Source organism: Corynebacterium imitans, from assembly GCF_000739455.1.
Taxonomy (GTDB): Bacteria; Actinomycetota; Actinomycetes; order Mycobacteriales; family Mycobacteriaceae; genus Corynebacterium; species Corynebacterium imitans.
Map to the genome: position 1 here is coordinate 456732 of NZ_CP009211.1, position 12731 is coordinate 469462.

General features: G+C 65.6%; 15 protein-coding genes. 13 read left to right on the forward strand and 2 right to left on the reverse strand.

The window, feature by feature from the left end:
- Positions 1-15 precede the first annotated feature (15 nt).
- From alr to groL, 9 genes are all read left to right on the forward strand, one after another.
- Complete coding sequence (alr, locus tag CIMIT_RS02110; protein WP_038593732.1) at positions 16-1113, forward strand: alanine racemase; 1098 nt, start codon at positions 16-18, stop codon at positions 1111-1113.
- Between the two features lie 35 nt (positions 1114-1148).
- Positions 1149-1646 carry a tRNA (adenosine(37)-N6)-threonylcarbamoyltransferase complex ATPase subunit type 1 TsaE gene (gene tsaE / locus CIMIT_RS02115; RefSeq protein WP_038588517.1) on the forward strand — a complete coding sequence of 166 codons (498 nt, stop codon included), beginning with the start codon at positions 1149-1151 and terminating at the stop codon, positions 1644-1646.
- A 10-nt stretch (positions 1647-1656) separates the two neighbouring features.
- Complete coding sequence (locus CIMIT_RS02120; RefSeq protein WP_038588520.1) at positions 1657-2163, forward strand: hypothetical protein; 507 nt, start codon at positions 1657-1659, stop codon at positions 2161-2163.
- The gene (gene tsaB, locus CIMIT_RS02125) at positions 2163-2861 is read left to right on the forward strand and encodes a tRNA (adenosine(37)-N6)-threonylcarbamoyltransferase complex dimerization subunit type 1 TsaB (protein WP_038588523.1); all 699 of its coding nucleotides are present in this window, start codon (positions 2163-2165) and stop codon (positions 2859-2861) included. Before CIMIT_RS02120 ends, tsaB begins: the two co-directional genes overlap by 1 nt.
- A gap of 2 nt (positions 2862-2863) precedes the next feature.
- Positions 2864-3358, forward strand: coding sequence for a ribosomal protein S18-alanine N-acetyltransferase (gene rimI, locus CIMIT_RS02130; RefSeq protein ID WP_038588526.1), 495 nt, complete (start codon positions 2864-2866; stop codon positions 3356-3358).
- 9 nt (positions 3359-3367) lie between these two features.
- The gene (gene tsaD / locus CIMIT_RS02135; RefSeq protein WP_038588529.1) at positions 3368-4420 is read left to right on the forward strand and encodes a tRNA (adenosine(37)-N6)-threonylcarbamoyltransferase complex transferase subunit TsaD; all 1053 of its coding nucleotides are present in this window, start codon (positions 3368-3370) and stop codon (positions 4418-4420) included.
- Positions 4421-4531: 111 nt separating this feature from the next.
- Positions 4532-5014 (forward strand): hypothetical protein, encoded by a 483-nt coding sequence (locus CIMIT_RS02140; RefSeq protein WP_231910323.1) that lies wholly within the window; start codon positions 4532-4534, stop codon positions 5012-5014.
- Between the two features lie 184 nt (positions 5015-5198).
- Entirely contained in the window at positions 5199-5498 is a 300-nt protein-coding gene (gene groES / locus CIMIT_RS02145) for a co-chaperone GroES (protein ID WP_038588532.1), read from the forward strand.
- A 22-nt stretch (positions 5499-5520) separates the two neighbouring features.
- Entirely contained in the window at positions 5521-7137 is a 1617-nt protein-coding gene (groL, locus tag CIMIT_RS02150; RefSeq protein ID WP_038588535.1) for a chaperonin GroEL, read from the forward strand.
- 73 nt (positions 7138-7210) lie between these two features.
- Here groL and CIMIT_RS02155 read toward each other — a convergent pair whose 3' ends face one another.
- Positions 7211-7528 (reverse strand): WhiB family transcriptional regulator, encoded by a 318-nt coding sequence (locus tag CIMIT_RS02155; RefSeq protein ID WP_038588538.1) that lies wholly within the window; start codon positions 7526-7528, stop codon positions 7211-7213.
- 379 nt (positions 7529-7907) lie between these two features.
- Between CIMIT_RS02155 and CIMIT_RS02160 the strand changes: the two genes are divergently transcribed.
- Together CIMIT_RS02160 and CIMIT_RS02165 are read left to right on the forward strand one after the other, a co-directional pair.
- Positions 7908-8495 (forward strand): sigma-70 family RNA polymerase sigma factor, encoded by a 588-nt coding sequence (locus tag CIMIT_RS02160; protein ID WP_038588541.1) that lies wholly within the window; start codon positions 7908-7910, stop codon positions 8493-8495.
- A complete protein-coding gene (locus CIMIT_RS02165) occupies positions 8479-9453 on the forward strand; it encodes a hypothetical protein (protein WP_051904724.1) in 975 nt (324 codons plus the stop codon). Before CIMIT_RS02160 ends, CIMIT_RS02165 begins: the two co-directional genes overlap by 17 nt.
- An 87-nt stretch (positions 9454-9540) precedes the next feature.
- Here CIMIT_RS02165 and CIMIT_RS02170 read toward each other — a convergent pair whose 3' ends face one another.
- The gene (locus CIMIT_RS02170; RefSeq protein WP_095066744.1) at positions 9541-9921 is read right to left on the reverse strand and encodes a DUF5319 domain-containing protein; all 381 of its coding nucleotides are present in this window, start codon (positions 9919-9921) and stop codon (positions 9541-9543) included.
- A gap of 117 nt (positions 9922-10038) precedes the next feature.
- On the opposite strand from CIMIT_RS02170, the gene guaB reads away from it, so the two are divergent.
- Entirely contained in the window at positions 10039-11562 is a 1524-nt protein-coding gene (gene guaB / locus CIMIT_RS02175) for an IMP dehydrogenase (protein WP_038588544.1), read from the forward strand.
- A gap of 18 nt (positions 11563-11580) precedes the next feature.
- On the forward strand, positions 11581-12726 hold the full coding sequence (locus CIMIT_RS02180) for a GuaB3 family IMP dehydrogenase-related protein (RefSeq protein ID WP_038588547.1): 1146 nt from the start codon (positions 11581-11583) through the stop codon (positions 12724-12726).
- Positions 12727-12731: the final 5 nt, after the last annotated feature.

A 12731-nucleotide genomic window follows, 5' to 3' on the forward strand; every position in this document is an offset into this window, starting at 1 on the left:
GTGCACAATATGGCCATGCACCCTCTGGTTACTCGGATTGATCTGGACGCAATCGCGCACAACACCCGCTGCATCAGAACACATGTCGGCGACCGGCAGCTGATGTGCGTGATCAAAGCGGATGCGTACAACCACGGCGTCGACGCCTGCATGCCCGTGATGGAGGCCAACGGCGCGGACGCGTTCGGCGTGGCCACCTTCGCCGAGGCGCGCGAGGTGGCCCGCCTCACCACCAAGCCTGTGCTCGCCTGGCTGTGGGCACCAGGGGAGGAGATCCCCGCCGGCATCGAGGTCGGTGCCCCAAGCATTGCGCACCTGCGCTCGCTTATCGACGCCGCGCCAACCCTCCCTACCCCGATTCCGGTCCACCTCGTCGTGGACACGGGGATGAACCGCTCCGGCATCGACGAGGAAGCCTGGGATGAGGCCTTCGCCCTCGCCGCCGAAGCAGAGGCCGCAGGCACGCTGCGGGTAAAAGGGCTGATGAGCCACCTCGCCTGCGCAGATACACCGGAACACCCCTTTACCCAGGAGCAGCTCGATGCCTTCGAGCGTGCCACCCAGGCCGCGCACCGTGCGGGCCTGCACCCGGAGGTTACCCACATCGCGAATTCGCCCGGGGTGTGGACGCGAAAGGACGCGCACCTGGACCAGGTGCGGCCTGGGGTGAGCCTGTACGGCAGCGAGCCGGTTGCCGGCCAGGACCACGGCCTGCGCCCGGCGATGAGCTGGGTGGCGCGCGTGGTGGCGGTCAAGCCGATTTCGCGCGGCGAGTCCGTGAGCTACGGGTTGTCCTGGCAGGCCCCGGAGGATGGCTACACCGCGCTCATTCCGGCTGGTTACGCCGACGGGATTAGCCGCTCGTGGCAGGGGCGCTTCGGGGTGACGATCAACGGGCAGTGGTACCCGCAGGTGGGACGTGTGTGCATGGACCAGATCGTCGTGTGGTTGGGCAGCGCGGAACCGCAGGTGCGCGCGGGCGACGAAGCGATCCTGTTCGGGCCGGGCGGAATGAGCGCGGACGAGCTGGCCACGGCCACCGGCACGATTAGCTACGAGGTGCTGTGCGCGCCCAAGGGCAGGACGGTGCGGGAGTATGTTGGGCGGGGGTAAACGGGGCGTCGAGAAGCGATACGCGAGGAGGACACGTGCGAAGAGTGTGTGAGACTGCGGCCGAGACCAAAGCCCTGGGCCGTGAGCTCGGCGCGGAGCTTAGCGCGGGCGATGTGGTGATCTTGGACGGGCCGCTGGGCGCGGGCAAGACGACGCTGACGCAGGGTATCGCCGAGGGACTTGGGGTGAAGGGGCGGGTGACCAGCCCAACCTTCGTGATTGCGCGCGAGCATGCTTCGCGGGTTGGCGGCCCGTCGCTGATTCACGTGGATGCCTACCGGCTGCTTGGCGAGGGTTCCAGCGGCGACCCGCTCGGCGAGCTCGACGCGCTCGACCTGGACACGGAGCTCGACCACGCGGTGGTGGTCGCCGAGTGGGGCGGGGGACTGATTGAGCAGCTCAGCTCCGCGTACCTTCTTGTGTCGCTGGACCGCGAAACGCTGGTGCGAGAAGACCCGGAGTCGGAAGGGCGCATCATCACCTGGCAGTGGCAGGGCACACCGAAAACTGGCAAAGGAAACGCAGGGATGTAGGCTTTAGCCCATGCTAAAGCTCTCCAACACCAATCGTGGATGGGTAGCGCTGGCCTGCGCTCTGTGGGTCGTGCTGCTCGTCGCCATGATCTTCATCCCTCTGTCCAACAAAAACGCGCAGGCAGCAAACATCACGCCGACGAACTCCCTGACGCGCTCCGTGGCCCAGCTCAACCCGCAGGGCGACGCCTTGGCGGCGCAGATGATCGACGCCTCGCGGGTGTACGACGCGGAGAAGTACGTCGGGTTCACCACCCTGTGCCCGGCCGAGCCGGACGAGCTGCGCGACAGCAAGCTGGAGGCTTTCCACGCCACCGCTGACGAGCTCGAGCTGGACGAGAACACCGGCTACATGGTGCTTTTGCCTGCCGACGAGAACGCGAAGGCCGACTTTGACAAGGTCGACCTGCGCAACGTGGACATCTGCCAGCAGCCTGCAATGGCGGCGTACCCGCTGCAGAGCCCGCTGATCGTGGCGAAGCAGAACGGCCAGTGGGTCATGGGGCTGACGCAGTAATGCGAGTACTCGCCCTCGACACGGCCACTACCGAGCTTGTCGCGGGCTTGGCCAACGTCTCCGCCACCGTATCCGGTAGCGTCGACGAACCAAACGCCGTCGACGTCATCGCCGAGAAGATCATCTCTACCCGCGCCCACAACGAACTGCTGGTTCCGACCATTGCGGAACTGCTCGAGGGCGCGGGCCTTGCCTTTTCGGACCTCGAGGCGATCGTGGTCGGCTGCGGCCCCGGCCCGTTTACCGGGCTGCGCGTCGGTATGGCGACCGCGCAGGCGCTGGGCCAGGCGCTGGGGATTCCGGTCTACGGTGTGGTCACCCACGACGCGGTGGCAAAGGGTGTGGACGCGGAATCTGCACTGATTGTTACCGACGCCCGTCGGCGCGAGGTGTACTGGGCCCGCTACGAAAATGGCCAACGTGTGGCTGGCCCCGACGTGGTAAAGCCCGCGGAGCTCGATTGCCCGCCCGTGGCCTTCTGCTCGGTCCCGGAGCAGCTCGCCGCGCAGCTGAGCGTCGATGCGAATGAAGTGACCTACCTTCCGCCGCGCACCGCAGGCCTGGTCGCCGCCGCGGACTTTTCGGCCCCACCGGCTCCGCTCGTGCCGCACTACCTGCGCCGTCCCGACGCGGTCCCGCCGAAGCAGAAGCCGCGCTCGCCCGCGCTGCCGGACATTGACCTGAAGAAGCTGAGCTAGCAGTGGAATTTCGTGAGCTTAGCCCGGCACACGCCCCGCGCATCGCGGAGCTGGAGGCGCTCCTGTTCCAAGGTGACCAGCCGTGGACCGAACCGATGGTGCGTGCGGAGCTTTCCCAGCGCTACACCTTCTATGTCGGCGCCTTTGAAGACGGTACCGACTCGCTCGTCGGGTACGCGGGCGTGGCCATGCTGGGACCGAAAGAGGATCCGGAGTTTGAGATCCACACCATCGGCGTGGACCCCGTCTACCAGCGCCGCGGCGTGGGCCGCGCGCTGATGGACCAGCTCGTGCACACCGCGGATCTGCTGGACGGGCCGATGTTTTTGGAGGTCCGCACGGACAATGTGCCCGCGCTGCGCATGTACGAGGACTACGGTTTTGTCACCACCGGCGTGCGCAAGAACTACTACCAGGCTTCCGGCGCGGACGCGTATGCGATGATGCGCCCGCGCAACAGCGAGCGGGCGGGCACCGGCAACGAGACAGAAAGGTAAGGGACACCCATGATCGTGCTCGGGATTGAGTCTTCCTGCGATGAGACGGGTGTGGGCATTGTTCGCCTGCATGAGGACGGGACGATGGAGGTCCTTGCGGACGCGGTCGCCTCCTCGATGGCACAGCACGCCCGCTTTGGCGGCGTGGTGCCGGAGATCGCCTCGCGCGCGCACCTTGAGGCCATGCCGCAGGTGATGGAGGCCGCGCTCAAGGAGGCCGGCGTGGACAAGCCTGATGCGGTGGCGGCTACCGTCGGGCCGGGTCTGGCGGGCGCGCTGCTGGTCGGTGCCTCGGCGGCGAAGGCCTATGCGGCCGCGTGGGGCGTGCCCTTCTACGGGGTCAACCACCTCGGCGGTCACGTCGCGGTGGCGAACCTCGAAGGTGAGTCCGCGCTGCCGCATTCCGTGGCCTTGCTGGTCTCCGGCGGGCACACGCAGTTGCTCGAGGTCGAGGCGGTGGGCCGCCCGATGCGGGAGCTGGGCTCGACGCTTGACGACGCCGCGGGGGAGGCCTACGACAAAGTCGCCCGTCTCCTCGGCCTCGGCTATCCCGGCGGTCCGGTGGTGGACAAGCTGGCGCAAGCCGGCGACCCGACCGCGATCGCGTTTCCGCGCGGGCTGTCGAAGGCCCAGGACTTGCGCGGCGAGCACCGCTACGACTTCTCTTTTTCCGGGCTCAAGACCGCGGTGGCTCGCTACGTGGAAGCCGCCGAGCGAGAGGGTCGTGTAGTGAGTCTGGAGGATGTCTGCGCGTCTTTCCAGGAGGCGGTGTGCGACGTGCTCACGGCGAAGGCAGTCATGGCCTGCGAGGATACCGGCGCGTCGACGCTGCTGCTCGGCGGCGGAGTAGCGGCGAACTCCCGGCTGCGTGCGCTTGCGGCGGAGCGGTGCGCCGAACGCGGGATTGAGCTGCGCGTGCCGCGCTTTGGCCTGTGTACGGACAACGGCGTGATGATCGCGGCGGTGGCCGGCCAGCTCATCCATGAGGGGGTGAAATCCTCGCCGCTGTCGGTGGCAACGGATACCTCGCTCGAGGTGGAAACGCCGCTCGTCGGGGCCTAAAACTAGGTCTGTGACGTGCTGGGAGACTTCTCGCGCTGCGAGGATGGGTGCAAGCGGCTATCTTCACTAGCAAGTAGGCCCTTTTGATACACCACGGAGGACGCAGCGGCCATGAGTGAGCTTTCCCACACGCCGGAGTACACCACGAACGCCGAGCAGGCGGACCGGGAGCGCTTCGGTTTCCTGGTGAATCCGGACCTGACCTACCGCCGCATCGTGTTTGATGAGGACACGGCGCGCGACTTCCTCGGTGGTGTTGAGGATGACTTCGTGGACGTGGCGTTCGAGCAGGAGGGCAACCGCTTCCACGCGCTGTTCAACCCGGAAGCTCGCGTGCAGGGCGCGGAGCCGAACCCGGTGGCCTCGCTGGCGCGCAACACCGCGGACACCAACAACCCGGCGTTTCTCACCGATCCGACGCGGGCGATCTGCGGGCCAGTGATCTTTACCAACCGCGAGGGCAAGAGTGTGGAAGAGCGCACCATCGCGTCGGTAGACCAGGCGATCCGCGCGGTGGAAAACTATCGCGAGGACAATCCGGAGGAGTACGAGCTCTGGCGCAACGCCGTGCGCAATGCGACGCACACCCAGTAGTCTGGCGTTGCCGGGGGAGTGATGTTGTGGCTTAGCACTCACGTGGGTAGAGTGCTAACCAGGTTGTGTAGAGCACAGTTGTTCACCCGCGACGACGGCTGCGCATCGAGACAATCGTTACAACTGCAAATCTGCGAAAAGATTGCAACGCAACATCTACGAAAGGTCACCAAGGTAAACGATTATGGCAAACGTCAATATCAAGCCGCTGGAAGACAAGGTCCTCGTGCAGATCGCTGAGGCTGAGACCACCACCGCCTCTGGCCTGGTTATCCCGGACTCCGCTGCAGAGAAGCCGCAGGAAGCCGTCGTCATCGCTGTTGGCCCGGGCCGCCTGGACGACAACGGCAACCGCGTCGCCCCGGACGTGAAGGAGGGCGACACCGTCGTGTTCTCCAAGTACGGCGGCACCGAGCTGAAGTACAACGGCGAGGAGTACCTCCTGCTGTCGGCTCGCGACCTGCTCGCTGTCGTCGAAAAGTAAACGAAGGGGGCTGAAGCCACCAATGGCAAAACTTATTGCATTTGACCAGGAGGCCCGCGAGGGTATCCAGCGTGGCGTGGACATCCTCGCCGACGCAGTGAAGGTCACCCTTGGCCCGCGCGGCCGCAACGTGGTCCTCTCCAAGTCCTGGGGTGGGCCGACCGTGACCAACGACGGCGTGACCATCGCTCGCGACATCGATCTGGAAGATCCCTTTGAGAACCTCGGTGCGCAGCTGGTCAAGTCCGTCGCTGTGAAGACGAACGACATCGCCGGTGACGGCACCACCACCGCGACCCTGCTGGCGCAGGCACTCGTGGCAGAAGGGCTTCGTAACGTCGCTGCGGGCGCGAACCCGATCGAGCTGAACAAGGGCATTACCGCCGCCGCCGAGAAGGTCGTTGAGGAGCTGCGCGAGCGCTCCACCCCGGTGTCCGCTTCCGCAGAGATCGCGAATGTGGCCACCGTTTCCTCCCGCGACCCGGAGGTCGGCGAGATGGTTGCCGGCGCGATGGACAAGGTGGGCAAGGACGGTGTGCTGACCGTCGAGGAGTCCCAGTCCATCGAGTCCTACGTGGACCTGACCGAGGGTATTTCCTTTGACAAGGGCTTCCTGTCGCCCTACTTCATGACGGACCCGGACGCAGGCCAGGCCGTGCTGGACGATGCACGCGTGCTGCTGGTGCGCAACAAGATCTCCTCCCTGCCGGACTTCCTGCCGCTGCTGGAGCAGATCGCCGAGTCCTCGGTGCCGCTGCTGATCATCGCAGAGGACGTCGAGGGAGAGCCGCTGCAGACGCTCGTGGTCAACACGATGCGCAAGTCGCTGAAGGTCGTTGCTGTGAAGGCTCCGTACTTCGGCGAGCGCCGCAAGGCCTTCATGGACGATCTCGCCGTGGTCACCCAGGCCACCGTGATCGACCCGGAGGTAGGCGTCAACCTCAAGGACGCCACCCTGGAGCATCTCGGCCGTGCACGCCGCGTCACCGTGACGAAGGACGACACCGTGCTTGTCGACGGGGCGGGGACGCTCGAGGCCATCGAGGATCGCCGCGAGCAGATCCGCCGCGAGATCGAGACGACCGACTCCACCTGGGACCGCGAGAAGGCAGAAGAGCGCCTGGCGAAGCTGTCCGGTGGTGTGGCCGTCATCCGCGTCGGTGCCGCGACCGAGACGGAGGTCAACGAGCGCAAGCTGCGCGTCGAGGACGCCATCAACGCTGCGCGCGCTGCCGTGCAGGAGGGTGTGATCGCCGGTGGCGGTTCCGCGCTCGTGCAGATTGCCAAGGAGCTCGAGGCTTACGCCGAGGAGTTCACTGGCGAGCAGAAGACCGGCGTGCTGGCCGTTGCCCGCGCGCTGCGCAAGCCCGCTTTCTGGATCGCCGACAACGCGGGCCTGGACGGCTCCGTGGTCGTGTCCAAGATCGGCGAGCTGAGCAACGATGAGGGCTTCAACGCCGCGACCCTGGAGTACGGCAACCTTGTCGAGCAGGGCATCATCGACCCGGTGAAGGTGACCCACTCCGCTGTGGTCAACGCCGCCTCAGTCGCCCGCATGGTGCTCACCACGGAGGCCTCCGTGGTGACCAAGCCGGCGGAAGAGGAAGAAAACGCAGGCCACGCAGGTCACGCGCACTAGGCTTTCCGCCCGTGCAGCAGCGCTGCCGGAACCCCTTGCGATCAATGAGGGGCTCCGGCAGCGCTTTTGGTTTTTACTTTGCGGAAGCGGCGGCGGGAACCTTTAGGGCACCGCCGTGGCCGCTGCGCAGGATGGCCTGGCGCTCGGACTCGCTCATGCCGCCCCAAATGCCGTAGGGCTCCGCAACGCGCAGGGCGTGCTCGCGGCACTGCTCGAGCACGGGGCAGGAGTAGCAGATAGCCTTTGCGCGGTTCTCACGCTGGGTGCGTGCGCGGCCGCGTTCCCCGTCTGGGTGGTAGAAGACCTCAGATGCTTCGCCACGGCACGCGCTATGCAGCTGCCAGTCCCAGAAATCAGCGTTCGGACCGGGGAGATATTGCGGCAGGGACATGGTGGTAGAGACTCCTTGTAGAAACTATTGACATGTGCGTGCTTGTCCGGCGCGCAGCGCCGGTGCCGAATCCGAAGTGTTCTCCCCGTGGGTAAACGATAGGTGTCCTGTGAGTGACCGCTGTCTGTATTTGGCCGCTGAAGCATGGACTGGCCGTGTGTGAGCTGGGAAAACGCAGAAGGTAAACCGGTGATGAACTTTAGGGGAACCTTGGAGATGTTGCGGAAAATACTTTCTTTTGGGCAGGCGTCATGTCGCCCGTGCAGGGGACTGCGGTTACACTCCCTATGATTGTGACGAAAGTGCGAGCGCTACTGCGGCGTTTGATCGTGGGCTGTGCACGGTATGCAGGAAATGTGCGAGGGAGGAAGGGAGACGGATGGCCACGCCGGAAGTCAACGACGAGTTAGCTCGGCTCGTTCCCCTCGCCGTCGACGGTGACGAGCGGGCACTGCAGCAGGTAATTCGCTTGATCCACCCGCTGGTGCTGCGCTATACCCGTGCCCGCATCGGGGGCGGACGTATGCCCACCGCCGAGGATGTGGCCCAGGACGTTTGCCTGGCCGTGGCGACCTCGATTGACCGCTACCGGGACCAGGGCAAACCCTTTATGGCGTTTGTCTACGGGATCGCGTTCAACAAAGTTGCCGATGCACACCGGGCGCTGTCGCGGGATAAACTTACGCCCACTGAAGAAGTGCCTGAGACCGAGTCGCACGGGGAAACTCCAGAGGAATTTGCCCTGGTAGCGGATGGTAGTAACAGAGTGCGTGAGTTACTCGATGTACTCAGTGACAAGGCCCGTGACATCATTATCCTGAGAGTCTTCATGGGCCTTTCCGCAGAAGAAACAGCGCAAATTGTGGGCAGTACCGCGGGAGCGGTGCGCGTCGCCCAATTCCGTGCGCTTGCGACGCTGCGCAAACACTTGGAGGAAGGGGAGTTGCACGATGGCTCGGCGCAGTGACGGACATGGCTATGGAGACGACTACGGGCGTAACGAGGCGGACAACGTGACTGAAGAGTTTGCCGCTGTGGCGAACGAGGACGCGTTCCTTGACGCACTCGCTGCTGGCGTCGACCCTTCGGACGGGAGCGACCCCCTCGCGGCGATGCTGCTTGAGCTGAAGGCCGACATCGACCGGCCGATGCCCGCACCGCCGCGTGTGGAGGCAGCACGAGATACCGCAGGGGACACGGAAGAAGCAAAAGACACCACCGTGGTGCCGCTGCGCCGCAAGCTGTTTGGCCGCCGCAGCGCGGGCGAGCGGCGCGGCCGCACCCAGCCGAGCCCCTGGGTGGCCGGTCTCGTTGGCGCTGCAGCGGCGACCGCCGTGGTCACCGGTAGCGGTGCGGCGCTCTACAATGCCACGCCCGGCTCCCCGCTGTGGGGGCCTGCGACCGCGGTCTTCGGCGACCGGACCGCGGCGGTGGAGCTTGCCTCCACGCTCGACGAGCTGCAGGCCGCGAATGACTCCGGCGACCGAGACGCGGCCAGCGCACTGTTCGACCAGGCGCGCAAGCTGCTCGCCTCGATGGAGCCGCGGGCGAACCAGGGCCGAGAGGGGCGTGACGCGGAAGCGCCTGAACCGATCGTGCGTACCAAGGTCAGCACCGTAACGGTTACTCCGCCCCCGCCCGAGCCAGAGGTGATCACGGAGACGGTGCAGCCGAGTCAGCCCGCAGAGCAGAGCCCGCAGCCGAGCCAGGCACAGCCTCCCGCGCAGGAGCCGAGCGCGTCGCGGGAAGCGCCGGTGCGTCCCAACCCGCTCGAGAGCCCCTCGGCGTCGACGCCCGCCCCGGAAGGCGAGTCAGAGGAGACTAGCGACGCGGGGCACACACCCCAGGAAACGGTGGTGCCCGGCGCATCGGAGCGCAACACCGCACCGGGTGGCGGCACCCTGGGTGAGGCGCAGAACTACTAGCGGCGTGAACTAACAAAAACAGCCCCGCACACTTTGGGAAAGTGTGCGGGGCAGGAATGCGTAAGCGCGCCGTCGATAAGCGGGCCCTTAGCGCGCCTCGAGGCCGTCGAGGAAGCCTAGGGCGTAGTCCCAGGACACGTAGGCGTCGTAAGCGATCTCGGCGCTCGGCTCATGCACGGCCGGGAGCTGGTTGCGCAGGGTAGCCAGCATGTTCTGCTCCATGATGTCCCAGTCGTAGTAATGCCACTGGTCGCAGTCCTCGCACATGAAGTAAATGCCGCGGATACCGCGCGGACGCAGGCGGCGCTGGCAGTCGCGCACGTACTGCAGGTCGCGCAGCACATCGGTGCGCTCCTGCGGGGAGAGTGGTTCCGGCAGCGCGTCATCCTCAATAAACGACGCCGGATCATTCGGATCGTCCGCGAACGGATCCTTGGGCATCATGTCATCAAAGTTCACGCCACCCACACTATGTGCTTTTTCAATCCCTGCCAATTCCCCCGCCTAGGTACAAGTCGGGGTGAGGATATATCATGGCTGAAAGCAAAAAGGTGCGGCCCGCGCGGGAGAGGAGAAGCAGTAATTATGGCAAACGAACGAATTCTTACAGGTGGGGACGATCCGAACAAGGTCGCACTGCGCGGCCTGACCTTCGACGACGTGCTGCTGCTGCCCGCGGAGTCCCACATCGTGCCTGCTGAGGTCTCCACGACCTCGAAGTTCAGCCGCAACATCACCCTGGGCATGCCGATCGCGTCCGCCGCGATGGACACGGTGACCGAGTCCCGTATGGCGATCGCGATGGCCCGCCAGGGCGGCATTGGCGTTCTGCACCGCAACCTGAGCGCCCAGGATCAGGCGGAGAACGTGGATGTGGTGAAGCGCTCCGAGTCTGGGATGGTGACCAACCCGGTCACCGCGACGCCTGACATGACCGTCAACGACGTGGACGCGCTGTGCGCCCGCTTCCGTATCTCCGGCCTGCCGGTCGTGGATGATGAGGGGCGCCTGGTCGGCATCATTACTAACCGCGACATGCGTTTCGAGCGCGACTACGAGCGCAAGGTTGCCGAGATTATGACCGCCATGCCGCTGGTTGTCGCCGAGGAGGGCGTGACCAAGGAGGAAGCACTCGAGCTTTTGTCCGCCAACAAGGTGGAGAAGCTGCCGATCGTGTCCAAGGACGGCAAACTGGTCGGTCTGATTACCGTCAAGGACTTCGTGAAGACGGAGCAGTACCCCAACGCCTCGAAGGACGCGAACGGCCGACTGCTGGTCGCCGCTGGCATCGGTACCGGCGAGGACTCCTACGACCGTGCGGGCCTGCTGGCTGAGGCTGGTGTGGACGCACTCGTGGTTGACTCCGCGCACGCACACAACAATCGCGTCCTTGAGATGGTCGCGCGCGTGCAGAAGGACTTCGGCGACCGCCTCGACGTCATCGGCGGCAACCTGGCCACCCGCTCGGCCGCCCAGGCCATGATCGACGCGGGTGCAGACGCGATCAAGGTGGGCATTGGCCCGGGCTCGATCTGCACCACCCGCGTGGTCGCCGGTGTTGGCGCGCCGCAGATCACCTCGATCCTGGAGGCCTCCGTGCCTGCACACAAGGCTGGTGTGCCGATTATCGCCGACGGCGGCATGCAGTTCTCCGGTGACGTCGCCAAGGCGCTTGCTGCCGGCGCGTCCACCGTCATGCTGGGCTCCATGCTTGCCGGTACTACCGAGGCACCGGGCGAGATCGTCGTGGTTGGCGGCAAGCAGTACAAGCGCTACCGCGGCATGGGCTCCATGGGTGCGATGCAGGGCCGTGGCCTGACCGGTGAGAAGCGCTCCTTCTCCAAGGACCGCTACTTCCAGGCTGATGTGACCAGCGAGGACAAGCTGGTGCCGGAGGGCATCGAAGGTCGCGTGCCCTTCCGCGGTGACCTGGACTCGATTACCCACCAGATCGTCGGCGGCCTGCGCGCGGCGATGGGCTACACCGGTTCTTCCTCCATCGAGGAGCTGCAGACGAAGCAGTTCGTGCAGATCACCACCGCTGGTCTGCGCGAGTCCCACCCGCACGACATCACCCAGACCGTCGAGGCACCGAACTACCGCCACTAGGAGTGAGCTGCAACAACCATGCACGAATATGTCGAAATAGGTAAAGGTCGCGAGGCCCGCGCCGCCTACGATCTGCACGATCTTTCGCTCGTTCCGGCGCGCCGCACGCGTTCTTCCAAGGTGGTGGATACCACCTGGCACATTGACGCCTACAGCTTCGACGTGCCGCTGGTCTCGCACCCCACCGACGCGCTGGCCAGCCCCGAGTTTGTCATTGAGATGGGCAAGCAGGGCGGCCTTGGCGTGCTGAACGCCGAGGGGCTGTTGGGCCGTCATGCCTCTTTCTCGGACGCGATCAAGCGGGTCATCGGCGCGGCAAGCATTGAGTGGGATGACCTGGAATCGCTGCTGAAGTCCCAGTCCAGCGGGACCGCCATCCTGCAGGAGCTGCACCAGGCGCCGCTGGACATGGATCTGTTTGCTGAGCACATGGCGCGCGTGCGCGACTCGGGCGCGACCGTCGCGGTGCGCGTGAGCCCGCAGAACGCGCGCGAGCTGGCACCGCAGTTGGTCAAAGCGGGCGCGGAGCTCCTGTTCATCCAGGGCACGATCATCTCCGCCGAGCACGTGCAGCAGGGCGGCGAGCCGCTGAACCTTAAGGAGTTCATCGGCACGCTGGATGTGCCGGTGATCGCCGGTGGCGTGTTTGATTACAGCACCGCGATGCACCTGATGCGCTCCGGCGCGGCCGGCGTGATTGTCGGCTCCGGGCAGTCGAACCAGAGCATGTCGCTGGACGTGCCGCTGGCCACCGCGATTGCCGACGTCGCCGCGGCCCGCCGCGACTACCTGGACGAGACCGGCGGGCGCTACGTGCACGTCATCGCTAATGCGCCGGTGGACACCTCCGGGCTGATCGCGGTTGCGCTCGGCGTGGGCGCTGACGCGGTCATGCTGGGCGAGCCCCTTGCGCGTGCCAGCGAGGCCTCGGGAGAGGGCGTGTACTGGGAGTCCGCGATCGCGCACCCGCGTTTCCCGCGCGGCGAGATGCGCCAGGTGGTGCCCGCCGAGCAACGCGAGTCGCTGCAAACGGTGCTGCACGGGCCTTCGCACGATCCGTACGGGACGATGAACCTGGTTGGCGGTCTGCGCCGGATCATGGCGAAGTGCGGATACGAGGACGCCAAATCTTTCCAAAAGGTAAGCTTGACTGTCCGAAAATAAAAAGA